Below are 20,915 nucleotides of genomic sequence, written 5' to 3' on the forward strand. Positions count from 1 at the left end.
CCGTAACGATATTCAGGTGGTTATAACACCGGGGCTCCACCTCTTCCCATTCCGAACAGAGAAGTTAAGCCCGGTCGTGCCGATGGTACTGCGTAAAAGTGGGAGAGTAGGTTACCGCCGTTTTAAATGCAAAGTCCGTATACATCTAATTGTATACGGACTTTTGCTATTTATACAATCCCAAGCATACAAAGTATAATAGAAAGATACAAATACATCTCAGACAGCATAAGAGAAGGAGAGCCTATCATAGCTCTCCTTTTTTGTTTTGTATTCTCAAGTAAATAATTAAGTTCTTATATTTCAAACAAACGTGTTCTTGCAAGCAGGCATGCTCCTATCATTCCTCCTCGATCTCGTAAATTAGATAATACTATTTTAGAATCTTTGTTTACTAAATTTAATGAATATTTTCGAATAGCTGTTTTTATTGGCTGCATAATGTAGTCACCAGTTAGAGATACGGTTCCCCCTATTATAACCATCTCAGGATTGAATATATTAATTAATCCGGCGATATGTTTTCCTAATTCAAGTCCGGTTCTTTCAACTAATTCGATGCAAAGAATATCTTCTTTGTTTGTAGCTTCTATAATATCTTGTAGAGTAATATGTTTTCCTTCAAGAATTTTTTTTGACAGTATAGATGAAGCACCGTCCTTAATAGCTTGTTTTAGATGTCTATATATGGCAGCTCCGGAAGCTTCTGTTTCAAGGCACCCTTTTTTTCCACAATGGCAAAGGATCTCATTGTCGAAAGCTTGTATGTGGCCAAATTCTCCCGAAAATCCAGATTTACCGCTATAAATCTTACCGTCAATGATAATACCTATAGCTAAACCCCAGCTAACATTTACAAATATGATATTTTTTTCATTATTCACACATCCGGCTAAGTATTCTCCATAAGTCATAGAACGAGTGTCATTATCAATCGTAACTCTGTAACCTATTTTAGAGCTTATAATTTCGGATAAAGGCCTCTCTTCAAAATAAAAAATGCTATAGCTGTATCCTGATTCAGGATTTACACGCCCAGAAATATTAATATTAATATTTAATATTTTATCTTGCTTTATATCTTGTTTATGGATAAAAGATAATATTATCTTGCATAGATGATCAAGGCTTTCAGGGCTGTTTTCTATTGAGTAAGGGATCAGTTCTTCGTCTATTAAATCTCCTTTGAAGTTCATAATACCGATATGTACTCTAAAATGTTTAATATCTACGCCAATAAAAAATCCTGATTCGGGATTTAATCCATAAAGGCTAGGGTGACGTCCCCCACTAGTTTCTAATTTTCCTTTATCTTCAATGTAACCGTCATCACACATTTCTGCTATTAGTTTGGTAACAGTAGGAATGCTTAAATCCAATACTTTTGAAAGCTCTGTAATCGTAGAACTTCCAGATTGTATATAGTAATTAATAATATTTTTTTTTATTAGGGCAGATTTTGTACCCTTCTCTATTTCTTGAAGCAATTTAGTATCCATTTTAATTTATGATTAAAGAGAGATGCTTATTTACAAAGATAATAAAATCTTACCTATTATTCTTTTTATTGTTTAATAATTAAAATAAATAATAGCTTTATTTTAAAATATTTTATTTAATGGGTCTTATTTGATTTACACGTATATTATTATGTGTTTCTGATGTTGATATATTTAAAAAACAGATTATATATTCAATATTAACTAAAAAATATAATTAAATAAGTCTTATTATTGAAAATAGTTTATATATTTGTAGCGAATAAGTCCTCAGGACACTCTAAATAAACCATTCTCGTTAAATTTTTTTAGTATTAAGAAAACACAAAATATTCCAATGAAAAACAAAAGTCGTAGAGAATTTTTAAGGAATGCTGCTTTGGCTGGAATTGCTGCTAGTGTAGTACCTGCAATAAACAGTTACGGTAATACGACGGTCAGAGAATCTTCTTTGTCTGAATCAGGATTGATTGTACCTAAAAATCAAGGATTACATATATCCGGTACCTTTTTAGACGAGATCTCACATGATATACCTCATCAAAATTGGGGTGAGAAAGAGTGGGATAAAGATTTTCAATATATGAAAAGTATTGGTATCGATACTGTTATTATGATACGTTCCGGTTACAGGAAATTTATTACATATCCTTCCCAATATCTTTTGCGAAAAGGATGTTACATGCCTTCTGTCGATTTGTTGGATATGTATCTACGTCTTGCTGACAAATATAATATGAAATTTTATTTTGGACTATACGATTCGGGAGAATACTGGGATACGGGTGATTTACGTGCCGAGATCGATCATAATAGATTTGTTATAGATGAAGTATGGGAAAAATATGGACAAAAGTATAAGAGTTTTGGAGGCTGGTATGTTAGTGGCGAGATAAGCCGCAAGACTAAAGGAGCGATAGATGCTTTTCATACGATGGGCAAACAGTGTAAAGATGTTTCGGGAGGTCTACCTACCTTTATTTCTCCATGGATTGATGGGAAAAAGGCTGTAATGGCAGCATCGGGAACATTGTCTAAGAATGATTCAGTTTCTGTACAGGAGCACGAACGTGAATGGAGTGAAATCTTCGATGGCATAAAAGGTGTTGTGGATGCCTGTGCTTTTCAGGATGGACATATTGATTACGATGAGTTAGATGCCTTCTTTGAGGTAAATAAAAAAATGGCAGACAAGTATGGCTTAAAGTGTTGGACTAATGCTGAAACTTTTGATCGTGATATGCCTATAAAATTTTTGCCTATAAAATTTGACAAATTGAGAATGAAGCTCGAAGCAGCTCGTCGTGCAGGTTATGATAAGGCTATTACTTTTGAGTTCTCTCACTTTATGAGCCCTCAATCTGCATACTTGCAAGCCGGACATCTATATGACAGATATAAAGAATATTTTGAAATAAAATAACCCCCGAATATAAAGTATGAATTCGAAAGCAAATCTTAAATATGTAAGTTTTCTGTCTCTTGCTGCGGCTTTAGGTGGTTTTCTTTTTGGATATGATGCAGCAGTAATATCAGGAACAATAAGCCAGATATCAAAACAATTCTCATTAGATGAGATAATGCAAGGATGGTATGTGGGGTGTGCATTGATAGGATCTATTGCGGGAGTAGCCATGGGTGGAGTAATTAGCGATACGTTTGGACGTAAAAGAACTCTACTTGTTTCAGCAATATTATTTGCAGTATCATCTGTCTGGTGTGCCATAGCTTCTGATTTCGATCATTTGGTGTATGCTCGTATGATAGGTGGGGTGGGAATAGGTATTGTATCTATTGTTTCGCCTTTGTATATATCTGAAATATCTGTTGCCCAATATAGGGGACGTATGGTGTCTCTTTATCAATTGGCTGTTACAGTTGGGTTTTTAGGTGCATACCTCGTTAATTTTGCTTTGTTGAGTTATTCTAAGGCAGGAGCAGAAGATCTTAATTCTCCTTGGTTATCTCTCATTTTTCACGAGCAGGTTTGGCGTAGTATGTTAGGTATGGCGGCTATACCATCCATGTTATTTTTTGTTATTATTTTCTTTATACCTGAAAGTCCAAGATGGTTGATTTTGAAAAAAAGAGAAGAGAAGTCTTTTGCAATATTGAAGAATATATACGGATCTGATCAGATGGCCAAATATGAATTGAATGAGACTAAAAGTGTATTAGGAAATGAAAATAAAGCTAATTGGCGCGATTTACTAAAGCCGGGAATAACGAAGGCTGTATTGATAGGTGCAGCGATAGCTATACTTGGTCAGTTTATGGGAGTTAATGCTGTTCTGTATTATGGGCCTTCGATATTCGAGAGTAGTGGTCTGTCTGGTGATGACTCACTCTTTTATCAGGTAATTGTAGGGTTAGTAAATGTATTGACTACTATTCTAGCAGTTTTTATAATAGACAAAGTTGGGCGAAAGAAACTCGTTTACTTCGGAGTTTCGGGTATGATTATATCGCTTCTTCTTATTGCGGGATATTTTACGAAAGGCTCGGAACTAGGGATACCTAGCGTATTCTTACTGATCTGTTTTCTTGCTTATGTTTTCTTTTGCGCTATATCTATTAGTGCTGTCATATGGGTGTTATTATCAGAAATGTATCCTATAAAAGTGCGTGGACTTGCAATGTCTATTGCCGGATTTTCTTTATGGTTCGGAACGTATCTGATCGGGCAATTAACACCTTGGTTATTAAAAAATCTTACCTCAGCCGGAACTTTTATCCTTTTTGCTGTCATGTGTATTCCTTATATGTATATTATTTGGAAACTTGTACCTGAAACTACAGGAAAGTCGCTTGAGGAAATAGAAAAGTACTGGAAAAAACAACCATAATATACAATAATACAATGAACTTATTAGAACTGGAGAAGCAATACAAAATGGAATTGCTAGATAATGTTTTACCCTTTTGGATCGAACATTCAATAGATAAAGAGTATGGGGGTTACTTCACTTGTCTTGAAAGAGATGGTAGTATATTCGATACTGACAAATTCATATGGTTGCAAGGCAGAGAAGTGTGGATGTTCTCAATGCTTTACAATAAAGTAGAGAAGAAACAAGAGTGGCTTGACTGTGCAGTACAAGGAGGAGAGTTCTTGAAAAAATATGGACATGATGGCAATTATAATTGGTATTTCTCACTGAACAGACAAGGAGAACCTTTGGTAGAGCCATATAATATTTTTTCGTACACGTTTGCTACCATGGCTTTCGGACAGCTTTATAAAGCAACAGGAAATGAAGAGTATGCTCAAATAGCAAGTAAGACATTTGATATAATTCTTTCTAAATCGGACAATCCGAAGGGAAAATGGAATAAAGCTTATCCGGGAACACGGAATCTGAAAAATTTTGCATTGCCGATGATCTTGTGTAATCTGGCTTTAGAAATAGAACATCTTCTTCCACCCGAAACATTGAATGACATGATAGATACATGTATTCATGAGGTGATGGATGTCTTCTTACGGCCCGAGCTTGGCGGTATCATAATTGAGAATGTAACACTCGATGGAAAACTGTCCGACACTTTCGATGGACGATTGGTAAATCCAGGGCATGCAATAGAAGCTATGTGGTTTATAATGGATCTGGGTGTAAGATTGAATAATAAACAGCTGATAGATAAGGCTGTTAAGACTACCCTTACAATGTTAGAGTATGGATGGGACAAGAAATATGGTGGAGTTTTCTATTATGTAGATAGGCTTGGGTATCCTCCTCAACAATTAGAATGGGATCAAAAATTGTGGTGGGTACATTTGGAAACCCTGATTTCTTTGCTAAAAGGATATAAACTAACAGGCTCGAAAGAGTGTCTGGAGTGGTTTGAAAAGGTACATAATTATACATGGGCTAATTTCAAAGATGAAGAACATCCCGAATGGTTTGGTTATCTCAATCGCAGGAGTGAAGTTTCTCTTACGCTAAAGGGCGGAAAATGGAAAGGATGCTTTCATGTACCTCGCGGTTTGTACCAATGTTGGAAAACACTTGAAGGAATAAATCAGAACTCTCAAGCAGAGAGCTCTAGTTGCAAAAGTGAAGTCTTACGCTAAAAGAGTAATTAATATAAACTAATTAATTTGAAAACATGATTGTTAACTTATCTTAAAAAATGCATAATGAAAAAACGTATTCAGACATGTAAGATGAGAGTATTATTCTCAATTCTGCTATCATGCTTGTTTCTAAGTTTGCAAGCACAAAAAACGGTGACAGGTACGGTATTTGATTCCAACAAAGAACCTTTGGTGGGAGCAAGTATTAAACTTGGAGGAACAAAAACGACAGTAATTACAGATCTTGATGGGAAGTACACGATTACGGTACCTAATGGAGAGGGAGCTCTTGAATTTTCATATATAGGTTTTAAACAACATATAGAAAAGATAAATAACAGGTCGATAATAGATGTCGTTTTGGAGGAAGATTCTCAGCTGATAGACGAAGTTATTGTTGTAGGCTACGGAATACAAAAGAAATCGAGCATGACTAGTGCTGTTTCGGCGCTAAAGGGAGATGATTTGATAAAAGCTCCCGCTACAAATGTTTCCAGCTTGCTAGGTGGACGTTTGCCAGGAATATCTTCTGTTCAAGAAACAGGAGAGCCGGGACTAGACCAAGCTGTACTGAGAGTACGCGGGTCAAAATATGGAGTAGTATATATTGTAGATGGAATGCCTCGATCTATAAATGATATAAATCCGAATGATATAGAATCGGTATCTGTATTGAAGGATGGAGCAGCCGCTGCTGTATATGGACTCGATGCTGCAGGAGGGGTTGTTATTATATCTACTAAAGGAGGTAGGCAAGGTAAGCCTGAAGTTACTTATACCGGGTCTGTCGGAGCTTCTTTGAATGCAAACTTCCCTAAGTTTATGAATGGACCTCAGTTTGCTCATTATTACAATATGGCGGACTTAATGGACAAATTGGCAAGTGGAGCTATTACAGATAGAAAACAATATGTTCCTATTTTTACAAATGCGGATATTGCGGCTATGACCAATGGCGATCCGACAGACGGATGGGATAATGTAGATTATATAAACGAGGTATTTGGTACAGGAACGAACCAAAATCATAATGTTACATTACAGGGAGGTTCTGAAAATGCAAAATATTATACCTCTTTTGGCTATTTGGGTCAAAAAGGGAATATTGATAATTTTAAATATCGCAGATATAATCTACGAACAAAGATTGATGCTCAAGTTTCTAATAATTTCTCTATATCTATCGGACTTGCAGGCAATATAGGCAGAAGACAAACTCCGGGATTCTCAGCAGGAGGTGGCGACAATGATCCTTGGGCAGGAGAAAAAGGATGGTTGTCTATAGCACGGCAAACAATAGCAATGCATCCTTATTTACCCATAACATACGATGGTTTGTACACAGCTACTCCGTTGCGTAATACAGGATTGCCACATAGCCCGCTATCGGCAATCTATGAATCAGGTTTTAAAAAGACAAGATCTACAGATTTACAGACAAATATCATCTTGGAATATAAAATTCCGTCGATAAAAGGTCTTAGTGTGAAAGCTACAGGAGCTTATGACTATGGAACATCTCACAATAAGAATTTGAACACACCATACTATTTATCAGCAATTAGTTTACCGGATTCTAATAGCAAACTTGGATATGCCAAAACAATAGATCCTAGATCTAATACAACGATAAGTTTGGGTGAAGGACAAACGACATACGAAACCATGGTAGGACAAGCCGGTATATATTATGTAAACTCTTTTGGAAAACATAATGTGGATTTGATGGCTTTGGGAGAAATGAGAGACTATAAATCAAACTCTTTTTCAGCTTATGTAAAAGGGTTGTCTATCGCAGAACTTCCAGAGATAAATTTTGGTAGCACACAGGATTCTCCATCTAGAGGAAAGAGCTCTGCATCGCGAAATGTAGGTTATGTTTTCCGTGCAAGATATGATTATGCCAGCAAATATTTAGCTGAAGTTACAGGACGGTATGATGGTTCATATTTATTTGCAGGTAGTGGTAAACGTTGGGGACTTTTCCCTTCGGGGTCAGTTGCATGGAGAATATCACAAGAAGATTTTATGAAAGATTTTTCTTTCATCGATGATCTTAAGATTCGTGCATCTGTTGGGTTATTAGGTTCTGCTACAATTAATGAATATGCTTTTTTAAATCTCTATAATTTGACTAACACAGGGGTGTTACTCAATGGTAGTCTAAATAATATTGTAGAACCGGGTGTAATAGCTAATCCTGATTTAACATGGGAAAAAACATTATCATATAATACAGGGTTTGACCTTTCTATGTGGGGAGGAAAATTCGGAGTTGAATTTGATCTGTTTTATAAATATAATTACGATATCTTAACATATATGGGTGGTAATTATTCCCCGTCTATGGGTGGATATTATCAGACATATGCCAATTATAACAAAATGGATACCAAAGGTTTTGAGATCTTGTTGTATCATCAAAATTCGATAACCCTTGCCGATAAGAAGTTTAGCTACAGAATATCCCCTAATGTTACTTTTGCAAGAAGTAGATGGTTGCGGGTAGCAGAGCAAGCAAATTCTCCCGAACATCAAAAGCTTACAGGACGTAAATACGGATCTATTTCAGGATGGGTCGCAGAAGGTTTGTATCGCTCAGAAGAAGAGATAGACAACTCTGCTTGGTATAGCTCACGTCCGAATGTAGGTGATATCAAATATAAAGATTTGAATGGTGATGGTAAAATTGATAGTCAGGATCGCGGATTTATTGGTCGTACCAATCGCCCTGAACTAACCTTTGGTGTTAACATAGGTGGAGACTGGAATGGATTCGATTTCAATGCTCAATTTACAGGAGGGGCGATGTTTGATGTTTCAATGACAGGTACATACTATAATGGTTACGACGATAATACAATATGGACTCAAACATTTAAGGAAGGTTCAAACTCTCCTTTATACCTTGTCGAGAATGCTTATAATATTGATAATCCGAATGGAACATTCCCTCGACTTACATTAGGTTCTCCGGGACATGGCGGTGATAATGGATTAGCTTCTACATTCTGGCTTCGTGATGGAAAATATATCCGTCTAAAATCGGCTCAGCTTGGCTATACTATTCCTAATAAAATAGTAAAGAAAGCAGGGTTAAGTAAGGTTCGTATATTTGCCGAAGGCTCAAATATATTTACTCTCAGCGGGCTGCCAAAAGGAATAGATCCGGAATCTCCAGGAGTTAATAATGGTTATTACCCACAACAGAAAACCTTTATGGGTGGGATTACTGTTTCGTTTTAAATACCTTAAATACCAGAATTATGAAATCAAAAATATTAAAAATTGCACTCTTTTGCGGAATATTGACATTCTGTGCGTGTGACGATTATTTGGATATGACTCCTACCGATTCGGTTTCGGATAAAACGATATGGAGTAGCGTACCAAATGCAGAAATGGCGATAAATAATTACTATAATTACATAAGTTATCTGAGCAACTTTGACTCCGGACAATCTACTGCCGGTATTACAGAAGGATTTACCGATATGTTGAAATATGGAGCAATGACATACAATGCTCACATGTATGTACCAAACGAATTGGCTTATGGAGGGACAGTATTGACTCCAACTTACGTTTCGGCTTATCTGGGAAATTGGGGCAAGATGTATGAATATGTACGTATTGTCAATCAAGGGCTATCCGATTTGAGAAAATGGGGTACAGGTATTGAAGATAGCGAGTTTAAGAGGTTGGAGGGAGAAATCAGATTTTTCCGTGCATGGTTGTATACAGACTTGTTAAAGCGCTACAAACAAGTTATCCTGTATAATGAAGATTTGACTCAGATAAAGAAAGATAAACCGTTAAGCCCTGAGAGCGAAGGGTGGGATATGGTGGAAGCTGATCTTCGATTTGCAGCTGCGAATCTACCGTTAGCAAATAAAAACACATCTAATAATACACGGTTAACAAGTGGTGCTGCTTATGGGCTTCTTTCAAGATCGATGTTATATGCTAAAAGGTGGGATGTTGTTGTGGAGGCTTATGAAGCTCTAGAAAAACAAAATATTTATGGACTAGTTGATGATTTTGCTGATGCTTTCGATCACGAAAAAGCCCTGAATGGAAAAGAAACTCTTTTGGTATATGCTTATGACAAAAATGGCGTATCACATTCTTTTGATAATTATTTTGCTCCCGGTGGAGACGAAAACAATAGCGTATCCGGAGGTATGGGAACGCCTACGCAGGAAATGGTAGAATCATTTGAATTGGCAACAGGAGGATTCCCGGATTGGTCTGCTTGGCATACTACATCAGGAACGGATCAAACACCGCCTTATGCTGATCTTGAACCTCGATTTCAAGCAACTGTATTATACAATGGCGCTTCGTGGAAAGGCAGAAAAATAGAGCCTTATGTAGGGGGAAAAGATGGATGGGCTGCATGGAAGGTTGATGCTGTTCCAGCGGGACGTACAACAACCGGATATTATTTGAGAAAACTGGTTGATGAGACACACGATTTCTCGGAACAATCTCAATCTACTCTTCCATGGGTGGCTATTCGTTACGCCGAGGTTATCCTTAATTATGCAGAAGCTTCTTATAATCTCAACAAAACAGCTGAGGCTAATAATGCGGTACGTCGTATACGTACTCGCGTTGGATTGCCATACTCAGATAAGGCCGGTAGTTCATTGTTTGATGCTATCCGTCAGGAAAGAAAAGTAGAGCTTGCTTATGAAGGTCAATATTACTGGGATATGAAACGTTGGAAGTTGGCTCATACTGCATTTACAGGAACGCGAGTTCATGGACTGAAAATAGAGAAAGATGATGCAGGTACTTTTGTGTATACGTATGTTGATTGCGATTTGCAGGATCGTCACTTCCCTCAGAAAATGTATCAAATACCTTTACCTGTAGACGAACTGAACTCAAACTCGGAGGTAGAACAATATGCTGAATGGAAATAACCTAATAACTAAAAAAACACAGATTATGAGAGTATATCTATATATATTTATAGCATTATTATCGCTATACTTTGCTGGCTGTCAAGATCCGGATACACTGACACCTACCGTAGAACGTAATGCTTTGACAAGTCTAAATGCAACCTTCACCGAAGGTAAATACATGGAAGGAAATGACAATGCAGGTACTTTTACCTTAAATATCACAGACCCTTCAGTTTCGGAATATGTGATAGAAGTGCCTTGGTATTATCCCGAAAATACAGATGAATTAACAGACATTACCCGCATGAGGCTACGTGCCGAATTAGGAAATAATTGTACTCTCTCTCCTGGTCTAGGGATTGTAGACCTAACGAAGGATAATTATTATACATTGACTTATCCCGACGGAAGTAAACGTCAAATAAATATTAAAGGATCTATATATAAACTCAGAAAATGTGAAATCACTTATTTTGCAGTATCTGATGTAGCAAACGATATAGAAGTAACAGGCTCTATAAATAATGAGACAGGAGTTATTACATTGATATCTCCGGACGATTTGTCAAACGTGACTGTAGATATGAGTGTATCACCACATGCCACATTTAGTCCTTCTATAGAAGGCAAGACCTTCGATTTCAATTCTGCTAAAGAATTTACGGTTACTGCTCACGATGGGGTAACTAAGAAAACCTATACAGTGAAGAAGGAAGTACCGGATAAGATTAGTTATGGATTTGTAGACGGTAGTCAAACAGATCTTTGGGCAATAAATCCTGTATCTGTTGGCTTAACATGGGGATCCGGCAATACAACTCTTGCAGCTATCAAAAATCACCTAATAGTTTCTGCAGGAGATGGTACGGCTCCGGTTTATCTGAATAGAATGACAGGTGTATTGCTTGGTAAAATAAATATGGGATCGGCAAAAGCTACAGGGTGTGTTACTAATGATGATAATAATAACCTGCTAATTGTAAACGAAGCAGCAGCAGGACAAGCTTTGAATATATACCGTACAAACTCAGTAACAGCAACCCCTACACTATTCCTTTCATGGACTAATACATCAGGGTTGCCTATATCGAGAGTTGTAGTCAGAGGAAATATAGACGGGAATGCAGTCGTACTTGCCACATGCGATGGAGTAAGTGGAGTGTCCTCATCTAGTCAGGTTGTTCGTTGGGATATTGCGGGTGGAGTAATAGGTGCTCCTCAAACTATAACATTCTCTAATGTTGGAGGATGGGGTGGAGGAACCAGCAACACGCGTGTAGTTCCTCTTTCGACCACTAAATCAGACGGATATTTCTTGTCTTATTATAGTGCAAACACTCTTTATCATGTTGATGGTAGTACTAATGCAGGAAGTTCTAAAATAGTTTATGGCGATGGTTCTAGCTGGGGATATAATCTCAACCGTTTAGATGTTAGGGTATTTAATAATGCTCGCTATCTGACTATGGGACTAATGTCTCACTTCCCTCAATGGGGAATGAATGCCGCTGTTTATTTGTATGATGTCACTAGTCTTAGCATACTTACCGGCGATGTGACCAATTCACCGGCATTAGTTTACAAGAAAAATTTAGATTCCAATTCAGGATCAGATGGCATTTCGGCTAATGGTGATGTAATTCTGGTTCCTTCTACAAATGGCTTTTATATGCACTTGTACTATTGGGATAACAACACCAAAATGCTGGGTGCTACTAGTTTCAATTGTATAGATCAAAATTGATATTGAATATTTATCACCGATACTCTAATTTAAGTTGGAGTATCGGTATTTATAAAAAGAATATGAAAAAAGTATATTTTTATTTTTTCTGGTTTATTTTTTCTCTTACTGTATTCGTTTCATGTAGCAATGATGATCCTAAAATCCCCGATTGGGATTGGGGTGGAGGAGAAACAGACGGAGATGCTAAGCCTCGCTATATTTGGATCGATGCTGCTGCAAATTTTTCAGACTATGCAAATAGTAAAGAAAATATAGAACGCGACCTGACTCTGGCTAAGAATACAGGATTTACAGATATTGTAGTTGATGTCAGACCTACAATGGGTGATGTCTTATTTAAAAGTTCTGCAGTGCAAGAGGTAAAGAAGCTCGACTATTGGCCCGAAAGTGGTGGCTATGCTTTTTATGAAAGAACTGCAACATGGGACTATCTGCAAGCTTTTATAGACACAGGTCACAAGCTGGGGCTGAAAGTTCATGCTGCTATCAATACTTTTGTTGCAGGTAATAGCTATCTATATGGATTGGGAGAACAAGGTTTATTGTTTAGAGATGAGACAAAAAGAGATTGGGCTACAACTGTTAACATAGGTTCAGGGGTGAAAAATGTTATGGATGTTTCAGAAGATAAATACTCTACTAAGTTTTTGAATCCTGTAAATGAAGATGTGCAGGAATATATTTTGTCTATTCTTGGAGACCTTGCCAAATATGATGTAGATGGTATTTTTCTAGATCGTTGCCGTTTCGATGGAATGACAAGTGATTTCTCGGAGTATACCCATAAAAAATTTGAAGAATATATTGGTGAAAAAGTTACAAACTTTCCGGCGGATGTAATGGAGCCCGATATGTCGGAATACAATGCATTGCCATCTGCCTTACCTCCATATTTTAAAAGATGGCTGGAGTTCAGGGTAAAAGTTATTCATGATTTTATAGTAAAGGCTCGTCAAAAAGTTAAAGGCGTAAATAATAATATTCAGTTTGGAGTGTATGTTGGAGCTTGGTATTCAAATTATTACGGAGTAGGGGTAAACTGGGCTAGTCCTAAATATAATACCTCAGCTTATTATCCTAAATGGGCTACAGCCAAATATATGGAATATGGTTATGCAGATCATCTCGACTTCTTATTGCTTGGAGCATACGCTAGTGCAGACAAGATTACCGGAAGTACTGAATGGACGATCGAAGGTTTCTGCAAACTGGCCGGTGAAAAGTTAATGGGTGATGTAAAGTATGCCGGAGGTCCTGATGTCGGTAACTGGACTGTACCTGCCGGTACGGATGTGAAAGCTGCAGTGAAACAAACAGTGGGTGCTTCTATAAACAATGGCAATGGATATTTCTTATTTGATATTATACACATGAAAAAGTATAATTACTGGTCGGATGTAAAAGCCGGTATCGACTTATATCTTGCTAGCTTGGAGAAATCGAAGAAATGATACGATACATCAACAGATACATAATGATATTGGGCTTGGTACTGTGTGTAGGCACAGTACAGGCTCAATGTCGTTTGTTGCATGGAAAAGTATCTTGCAAGGGAAAAGGGCTTGCTAATGTAATTGTTACTGATGGCTCAATATGTATAAATACCAATGAACGTGGCGAATACTCTTTCCAGAGTGTAAATAAAGATGGTTTTGTTTACATTTCTATTCCTGCAGGATATGTTACAGATATTGAGAAGGGAACTATTCCTTTATTTTATAAAAAAATAGAGCAGGATCAAGATGTTTATAATTTTGAATTGATCAAAAATCCAAAAGAAGATAGTCGGCATACATTCTTTGTTCATGCCGATGTGCAAGTAACAGCTTTGTCTGATTTAGAAAAGTATAAGAGTATTGTAAACGATTGTAAACAATTGATGCGCGACTATAGCAGCCATGATACTTTTGGCGTCGATTGCGGTGATATAGTGGGTGACTCCCCTTTTCTTTTTCCGGAGTATATTAATACAATAAAAGAAATTGGATATCCTGTTTTCAGAGCTATAGGCAATCATGATATGGATTATTACGGACGTAGCCACGAAACGTCAGATCATACATTTAGCAACTATTTCGGACCTACACATTATTCTTTCAATAAAGGGAACGCTCATTATATAATAGTGAATAATAACTTCTATATAGGGCGTGATTACTTTTATATGGGATATATCGATGAAAAAACTTTTACATGGCTTGAGCAAGATCTGGCGAATGTACCTAAAGGTTCATTGGTCTTTCTTATAATGCATATTCCGGGACGCTTGAAGGATAAGCAAACACAATTTCAGTATAATTATGATCTTATTGCTGATCAGACCATTAATTTCGGGGCTTTATCTGAAATGATGAAACCGTATCAGGCTCATATAATATCAGGTCATATGCACTATAATCTGAATATAGAGCATTCCCCAAATCTTATAGAACATAATACAGCTGCAATTTGCGGTACATGGTGGCGAGGCGAAATATGCCTTGATGGTACCCCTCAAGGATATGCTGTTTATGAAGTAGATGGCAACGATGTGAAGTGGTATTATAAAGGCTCAGGGTATAAAAAAGAATATCAGTTCAGAGGGTATCCTGTAGGAACCTCCGCCGAATATCCTTTTGATATAATAGTAAATGTTTGGAATTATGATCCTACATGGAAGGTGGAATGGCTTGAGAATGGAAAAGTGATGGGTAGTTTGCAGAAGTATACAGGCTTTGATCCTGATGCAGAAATTCTATGTGCAGATAAGAAAAAAGTTGTTTATGACTGGATTTTACCAATCAAGAATGAGCATATGTTTAGGGCTAAACCTCAAAACCCGAAAGCAAAAATAGAAGTACGTGTTACAGACCGTTTCGGGCAAGTATATACAGATGTAATAAAATAATGTGAAATGGATAGGCGTAGATTTGTAAAGCTAGGGAGTATAGGTGCAGCTTTGTTTGCTATGAATAATTCTGTATTCGCACAAAGAAACAACTCTCAGCCTTCAATATATGGGCGTAATGTCAATATAAAACCAATAATGGGATCATGGTTCGAGTTTAAGCACCATCTCGACTCTGAAGGTATTTATTGGAATAATACCTTGGCCAAATTTACAGACGAGCAATGGAAAGCATTGGTCAGGGATATCAGCGAAACAGGTATGCAATATATGGTGCTGATGTCGGTGGCTGATAATGGAAAAACATTTTATCCGTCTAAACTGCAACCACAATATGATTATACTTCGGCTGATCCGCTCGAAGCTGTTTTGTCTGCCGCAGATGAATATGGCCTTAAATTCTTTATAAGCAACGATTATTGGTCAGACTTTAGAGATGTCAACAATATGATGACCAATAAAGAAATAGCTGTCCTGAGGGAAAAAGGAATGGAGGAAATAGCTGCTAAATATTCTCATCACAAAAGTTTTTATGGATGGTATTATCCGAATGAAACAGGAATCTTTAATACGATAGACGAAACTACGGTAAACTATGTGAATCGTTGTTCTGAAATAGCACATCGTCTGACACCTCAAGCCCGAACATTGATAGCTCCGTATGGAACAAAATCTATCAGGTATAATGACTTTATGTAAGACAACTCGAGAGACTCGATGTAGATATTATAGCCTATCAGGATGAGGTAGGAGTAAAAAAGACAAAAGCGGGAACAGCAGGAAAATACTTTGAAGAACTCTATTATATGCATAATAAAGCCGGACGCTCACGTTTATGGGCCGATTTGGAAGTCTTTGAATTCGAAAAAGATGTTTATGATAGTGCCCTTATTTCGTCTTCATTCGATCGTGTTATAACACAGTTGGAAGATATTTCACCATTTGTGGAAAATATATTAATCTATCAGTATGTTGGGCTCATGAGTAAGCCGGATTCTATAGCCGGAGCCGGACATAAAAGAGCTGAAAAGCTTTACGTGGATTATATGCGATGGTTTAACAAGCAGAGAGGACTGGTATGAAAAGAATATTTACATATATATGCTTTATTTCGATTTGTGTATGTAGTCATGCGCAGTGGACGATAGAGCAAGTAGAGAAAGGCAGTTCGTCTAAGAATGATATCAGGGCTATTTGTTTCGATCGGGTGGGTAATCTTTGGTTAGGTACTTCTTACGGAGTTTACAAACAAGAATCAGATTCATTCTCTTTACAGTCGCCTGAAGGTGTGTATGTAGAATCTTTACTTGTAGATCGTGACGGAACTAAGTTTGCAGGAGTTTGGGGTGGTGGAGTTTATCAGTCTTCACCAGAGAACAACGATTGGGTAAAAAACGATGAAGCTTCTATATCTATGTCCGCAAACAGTATTTTCGTTGACAGCAAAGGTCAAGTATGGATTGGTACATGGAATAAAGGATTAGTATTGCTAGATGGCAGTGCATACAAAAATTACACAACTCATAATACGACAATAGGAGATAATACCATAACATGCTTTGCTGAAGATAAACAAAGTAGAATCTGGGTTGGCTCATTGCAAGGCGTTTCTTTATTTGATGGAAGAAAGGAGACTCTTTATAATATCAAAAACAGTGCACTGCCTTCAAATGATATATATGCATTGGCTACAGATACCGATAAAAGTATCTGGATTGGTACAGCCTGTGGGTTGGCAAACTATAATAATGGTAAATGGAAGATATATGGCACTGATAATTCTCCCCTTCTATCTAACACAATATTATCATTGGCTGTTGACTCGAAGGGTATTCTATGGGTTGGTACTAATAAAGGTATTACCGCTATTAAAGGAAATTGTTTCCGTTCATTTACCACCCAAAATAGTAATTTGATAGACAATCGTATTCAGACAATTGGAGTACATGCAGATAAACTATATGTAGGGACACAATTGGGGCTTGCGATATTAGATTTGAAATCTTTTTCTTTTTGATTAAATAACTAAATGATAATGAATTTTATTACAATAAAAACTATTCTTTTATTTTCCTTTTTTTCTCTTTTTTCTGTAATCGTTCGAACTCAGAGTAATGAATATCCTATTATTCCGGTTCCCGCTAAATTAGTACCTCAAAAAGGGAGCTTCACTCTGAATGACAAGACTCAGTTATATTTTCAAAATACGATGGATAGTTCGTTCGAGGAGGCTTTTTATCTGTTTCGTGAGCATCTGAAGCGATCGGCTGGATTTGACCTTCCAAAATCGAATACAAATTCGGGAAAGAATATAATTATATGTAAACTAAATACTAATTTGGAAAAGGATGAGGCCTATAAGTTATTAGTATCACGATCCAAAATTGAAATTGAAGCTAAAACTCCCATAGGGCTGTTTTATGCTTTGCAATCTATCAGACAGCTTCTTCCTCCGGAATTAGAGCAGACAACACCTTCAACTAGCACAAAGTGGAATATACCATGTTGCGTGATTGATGATGCTCCTACATTCGTTTATCGTGGATTGCATATGGATGTATGTCGTCATTTTGTATCTGTGGAGGAAGTGAAAAAATATATAGACCAGATAGCAATGCTTAAATTAAATACGTTTCATTGGCATCTGACCGACGATCAGGCATGGCGTATCGAGATTAAAAAATATCCTAAACTGACCACTGTAGGAGCTTATCGTAATCGCACATTACAAGGGCATAATAACGATTGTCCACGAGTGTGGGATAATACTCCTACGGGAGGTTTCTATACGCAGGAGGAAATAAAAGACGTGGTCGACTATGCCAGAAAGCGCTTTGTAACCATTATCCCCGAAATAGAAATGCCCGGTCATGCTACCGCAGCTGTTGCTTCTTATCCCGAGCTTTCATGTTCAGGAGGACCTTTCGACGTTGAAGGTAGATGGGGAGTATTCAATGATGTATTCTGTACTAAAGATGAGACTTTTTCTTTCCTCGAAGACGTACTGACTGAAGTTGCAGCACTATTTCCATCACCTTACATACATATAGGTGGCGACGAGTGCCCTAAAGTTCGTTGGAAAAGATGTCACGCATGTCAGCAACGGATGAAAGATGAAGGCTTGGAAGATGAGCACCAGTTGCAATCTTACTTTGTGAAAAGAATGGAGACAGTAGTTCACAAATTAGGTAAGCGTATTATCGGTTGGGATGAAATACTCGAGGGAGGAATTGCTCCTGATGCTACAGTTATGTCGTGGAGAGGCATTGCAGGAGGTATATCCGCTGCAAAGCAGGGACATGATGTGATAATGACTCCGTCCGAAGCAATGTATTTTGATTTCTATCAGTCCTCGCTACTCACAGAGCCGTTGGCTATAGGAGGTTATTTACCTATCGAACGAGTATACGCATTCAACCCATATGTAAAAGAACTTGATACGAAAGATATAAAACACATACTCGGTGTTCAGGCAAATACATGGACTGAGTATATGCCCGATGCTCAACACCGAGAAATGATGGTTTTCCCTCGAGTGGCTGCATTGGCAGAGGTCGGATGGACTTCGGAAAAAAATAAAGATTTTGATTCTTTTGCAATACGCCTCCCTAAGCTTATGAAGCGTTACGATATAATGGGCATAAACTACTCCAGAGCATTTTATAGTGTTGTGGGAACTGCAATTAATGACGGTGGATTGAAACTAAAACTATCAACCATTGCTCCTGAAACATCCATTCATTATACAACTGATGGTTCAGACCCAACACTTAATAGCCCTATTTATAGTGAGCCTATCCCGGTAGGAGAAAAAGAGATGGTGGTAAAAGCCATTTCGGTAAAAAATAATAAGGTTATGTATATCCCATACGAACGTAGCTTTATTGCAAACAAAGCAGGTGGACAAAAGGTGGTATTTGAAAATACAGATGGAGTAAGGTTTGAACAAAACGGATCAGCGAACCTCACCGACTGCACTATGGGTGGACGACCTGTAAGTCGACCCGATTGGTTTAGCTATGCAGGAGCTGATGGTAGTATCACTATTGAATTTGAAAAACTGACATCGATAAGTAAAATTACATTTAGTTCAGCTAATCAAAATAATGTATTGGTTTACTCTCCAAAATCAATAAACTTTTTAGTGTCTGAAGATGGGACTACATTCTTCCCTGTAGGAGCTGTTTGGCATCAACAAATGGCAGCTGCAAAAGGAAAGGCGATTGTTTCATTTACACCTAAAAAAGTAAAAAAGATAAAATTGGAGATTGACATGTATGGAATAATTCCGAATACAGAACCAAATTCCGGAGAAATGTCAGCCCTTTTTGTCGACGAAATCATTGTTGAATAAGAATACAGAAATCATGCGTAAAATTTATATACAAATAGCTTGCCTTATATGTATACTTCAAACTGTACAATCAAAGGTTTGGTTGCCTTCGTATTTTGGTGATCACATGGTATTACAACAGCAGACAGAGAATATAATACATGGCAAGAGTGAATCGAACAAACAGATAACGCTCGTTACTTCTTGGAATCGAAAGAAATATATAACAAGAAGTGACTCTCAAGGGCTATTCAGTTTTACTGTTGTTACACCTGTGGCCGGAGGCCCTTATTCTATGACTTTCTCAGATGGAGAGCCTTATGTAATAAATGATATTCTAATAGGTGAATTATGGTTTTGTTCAGGGCAGTCCAATATGGAAATGCCCGTAAAGGGATATAAGGGACAGCCTGTTTTTGGATCTCATCCTTATATCGTAAAGGCAAAAGAGTCTCGTCAGATGAGACTGTTCTCCGTAAAGAATGAATGGAGTAAGGAGCTAAAGGATGATGTAGGAGGAGAATGGATGTTGCATTCCTCTCAGAATGTGGGCAACTTTAGCGCAGCTGCATATTTTTTTGGAAATAAAATAGAAGAAGAGCTAAATGTACCTGTAGGATTGATAAACTGCTCGTGGAGCGCATCTAAAATTGAATCGTGGATTGATGGAGAGACTCTGTCACATATTGAGGGGGTTGATCTTTCTGTTCTGAAGGAAAACGATTTCGGCTATCCGAATGGTACTCCTACTTTACTTTTTAATGCAATGGTTCATCCCTTCAGAGGATTCGCTGTTAAAGGAATCCTTTGGTATCAAGGGGAGGCGAACAGTAGCGCCCCCGAGCTCTATAAGAGGCTATTCCCTGCCTTTGTAAGCCAGTGGAGGAGATTTTTCAATAATAAAGACTTACCTGTTTACTATGTTCAGATTGCACCATGGCAGTCGGCGAATAAGGACGAACTGGATTGGGCTATCTTTCGCCAAGCACAACTCGAGTTGCTGAGCCAAATCCCGAATACAGGTATGGTGATTACAGCCGATTTGGGTGCAGAGAAATTTATCCATCCGCCATATAAGATAGAAGTGGGAGAGCGTTTAGCTTACTGGGCTTTAGCAAAAACGTATAATAAAAAAGGATTTACATACAGTGGCCCTATATATAAAAGTTATGAAAAGGAAGGTTCTTCCATTAAACTGACTTTCGACTTTGGGGATGATGGACTTAATCCCGAACAGGAAAATATCGTAGGATTTGAACTTGCTGGAACGGATGGTCATTTTATTGAAGCATGTGCTGAGATTATACCTGCAACAAATATGGTTAAAGTTTGGAGCGATAGAGTACAGAATCCTGTTGAGGTTCGCTATTGTTTTCGAAATTATAAACTTGGAACCTTAAAAAATAATGCAGGATTACCTGCTGCTCCATTCAGAATATTAATCAACAAGTAATA

The 20,915-nt window shown here is 37.5% G+C and carries 14 protein-coding genes and 1 rRNA gene; 14 read left to right on the plus strand and 1 reads right to left on the minus strand.

Annotation, left to right across the window (positions count from 1 at the left end):
* Window positions 1-12 precede the first annotated feature (12 nt).
* Window positions 13-123, plus strand: a 5S ribosomal RNA gene (gene rrf, locus QOX35_RS08685).
* Between the two features lie 173 nt (window positions 124-296).
* Here rrf and QOX35_RS08690 read toward each other — a convergent pair.
* Window positions 297-1,499 carry an ROK family transcriptional regulator gene (locus tag QOX35_RS08690; RefSeq protein ID WP_283686580.1) on the minus strand — a complete coding sequence of 401 codons (1,203 nt, stop codon included), beginning with the start codon at window positions 1,497-1,499 and terminating at the stop codon, window positions 297-299.
* A gap of 337 nt (window positions 1,500-1,836) precedes the next feature.
* Here QOX35_RS08690 and QOX35_RS08695 point away from each other — a divergent pair, with 337 nt between their 5' ends.
* The 13 genes from QOX35_RS08695 (at window position 1,837) to QOX35_RS08755 (ending at window position 20,913) form a co-directional block, all read left to right on the plus strand.
* Window positions 1,837-2,922, plus strand: coding sequence for a DUF4434 domain-containing protein (locus tag QOX35_RS08695; protein ID WP_283686581.1), 1,086 nt, complete (start codon window positions 1,837-1,839; stop codon window positions 2,920-2,922).
* A gap of 16 nt (window positions 2,923-2,938) precedes the next feature.
* Window positions 2,939-4,345, plus strand: a complete 1,407-nt coding sequence (locus QOX35_RS08700; RefSeq protein WP_283686582.1) for a sugar porter family MFS transporter — start codon at window positions 2,939-2,941, stop codon at window positions 4,343-4,345.
* Between the two features lie 14 nt (window positions 4,346-4,359).
* On the plus strand, window positions 4,360-5,574 hold the full coding sequence (locus tag QOX35_RS08705) for a n-acyl-d-glucosamine 2-epimerase (RefSeq protein ID WP_283686583.1): 1,215 nt from the start codon (window positions 4,360-4,362) through the stop codon (window positions 5,572-5,574).
* Window positions 5,575-5,640: 66 nt separating this feature from the next.
* Window positions 5,641-8,823, plus strand: a complete 3,183-nt coding sequence (locus tag QOX35_RS08710; RefSeq protein WP_283686584.1) for a SusC/RagA family TonB-linked outer membrane protein — start codon at window positions 5,641-5,643, stop codon at window positions 8,821-8,823.
* A 20-nt stretch (window positions 8,824-8,843) separates the two neighbouring features.
* Window positions 8,844-10,508, plus strand: a complete 1,665-nt coding sequence (locus QOX35_RS08715) for a RagB/SusD family nutrient uptake outer membrane protein (RefSeq protein ID WP_283686585.1) — start codon at window positions 8,844-8,846, stop codon at window positions 10,506-10,508.
* Window positions 10,509-10,533: 25 nt separating this feature from the next.
* The gene (locus tag QOX35_RS08720; protein ID WP_283686586.1) at window positions 10,534-12,237 is read left to right on the plus strand and encodes a DUF5018 family protein; all 1,704 of its coding nucleotides are present in this window, start codon (window positions 10,534-10,536) and stop codon (window positions 12,235-12,237) included.
* Window positions 12,238-12,299: 62 nt separating this feature from the next.
* Entirely contained in the window at window positions 12,300-13,691 is a 1,392-nt protein-coding gene (locus QOX35_RS08725) for an alpha amylase family protein (protein WP_283686587.1), read from the plus strand.
* Complete coding sequence (locus tag QOX35_RS08730) at window positions 13,688-15,127, plus strand: calcineurin-like phosphoesterase C-terminal domain-containing protein (RefSeq protein WP_283686588.1); 1,440 nt, start codon at window positions 13,688-13,690, stop codon at window positions 15,125-15,127. Before QOX35_RS08725 ends, QOX35_RS08730 begins: the two co-directional genes overlap by 4 nt.
* A gap of 6 nt (window positions 15,128-15,133) precedes the next feature.
* Window positions 15,134-15,826 (plus strand): DUF4434 domain-containing protein, encoded by a 693-nt coding sequence (locus tag QOX35_RS08735; RefSeq protein WP_283686589.1) that lies wholly within the window; start codon window positions 15,134-15,136, stop codon window positions 15,824-15,826.
* A 29-nt stretch (window positions 15,827-15,855) separates the two neighbouring features.
* A complete protein-coding gene (locus tag QOX35_RS08740) occupies window positions 15,856-16,209 on the plus strand; it encodes a DUF4434 domain-containing protein (protein ID WP_349630711.1) in 354 nt (117 codons plus the stop codon).
* Entirely contained in the window at window positions 16,206-17,144 is a 939-nt protein-coding gene (locus QOX35_RS08745) for a ligand-binding sensor domain-containing protein (protein ID WP_283686591.1), read from the plus strand. Before QOX35_RS08740 ends, QOX35_RS08745 begins: the two co-directional genes overlap by 4 nt.
* A gap of 18 nt (window positions 17,145-17,162) precedes the next feature.
* Entirely contained in the window at window positions 17,163-19,481 is a 2,319-nt protein-coding gene (locus QOX35_RS08750; protein WP_283686593.1) for a beta-N-acetylhexosaminidase, read from the plus strand.
* 13 nt (window positions 19,482-19,494) lie between these two features.
* The gene (locus QOX35_RS08755; protein WP_283686595.1) at window positions 19,495-20,913 is read left to right on the plus strand and encodes a sialate O-acetylesterase; all 1,419 of its coding nucleotides are present in this window, start codon (window positions 19,495-19,497) and stop codon (window positions 20,911-20,913) included.
* Window positions 20,914-20,915 lie beyond the last annotated feature (2 nt).

This window comes from Dysgonomonas sp. Marseille-Q5470, from assembly GCF_951230145.1.
Taxonomy (GTDB): domain Bacteria; phylum Bacteroidota; class Bacteroidia; order Bacteroidales; family Dysgonomonadaceae; genus Dysgonomonas.

Bases quoted from the DNA above. Each gene is read 5' to 3' on its own strand.
- QOX35_RS08705 (WP_283686583.1), top strand. From the start codon at position 4,360: ATGAACTTATTAGAACTGGAGAAGCAATACAAAATGGAATTGCTAGAT.
- QOX35_RS08695 (WP_283686581.1), top strand. From the start codon at position 1,837: ATGAAAAACAAAAGTCGTAGAGAATTTTTAAGGAATGCTGCTTTGGCT.
- QOX35_RS08700 (WP_283686582.1), top strand. From the start codon at position 2,939: ATGAATTCGAAAGCAAATCTTAAATATGTAAGTTTTCTGTCTCTTGCT.
- QOX35_RS08750 (WP_283686593.1), top strand. From the start codon at position 17,163: ATGAATTTTATTACAATAAAAACTATTCTTTTATTTTCCTTTTTTTCT.
- QOX35_RS08755 (WP_283686595.1), top strand. From the start codon at position 19,495: ATGCGTAAAATTTATATACAAATAGCTTGCCTTATATGTATACTTCAA.
- QOX35_RS08690 (WP_283686580.1), bottom strand. From the start codon at position 1,499: ATGGATACTAAATTGCTTCAAGAAATAGAGAAGGGTACAAAATCTGCC.
- QOX35_RS08725 (WP_283686587.1), top strand. From the start codon at position 12,300: ATGAAAAAAGTATATTTTTATTTTTTCTGGTTTATTTTTTCTCTTACT.
- QOX35_RS08710 (WP_283686584.1), top strand. From the start codon at position 5,641: ATGAAAAAACGTATTCAGACATGTAAGATGAGAGTATTATTCTCAATT.
- QOX35_RS08735 (WP_283686589.1), top strand. From the start codon at position 15,134: ATGGATAGGCGTAGATTTGTAAAGCTAGGGAGTATAGGTGCAGCTTTG.
- QOX35_RS08715 (WP_283686585.1), top strand. From the start codon at position 8,844: ATGAAATCAAAAATATTAAAAATTGCACTCTTTTGCGGAATATTGACA.
- QOX35_RS08745 (WP_283686591.1), top strand. From the start codon at position 16,206: ATGAAAAGAATATTTACATATATATGCTTTATTTCGATTTGTGTATGT.
- QOX35_RS08720 (WP_283686586.1), top strand. From the start codon at position 10,534: ATGAGAGTATATCTATATATATTTATAGCATTATTATCGCTATACTTT.
- QOX35_RS08730 (WP_283686588.1), top strand. From the start codon at position 13,688: ATGATACGATACATCAACAGATACATAATGATATTGGGCTTGGTACTG.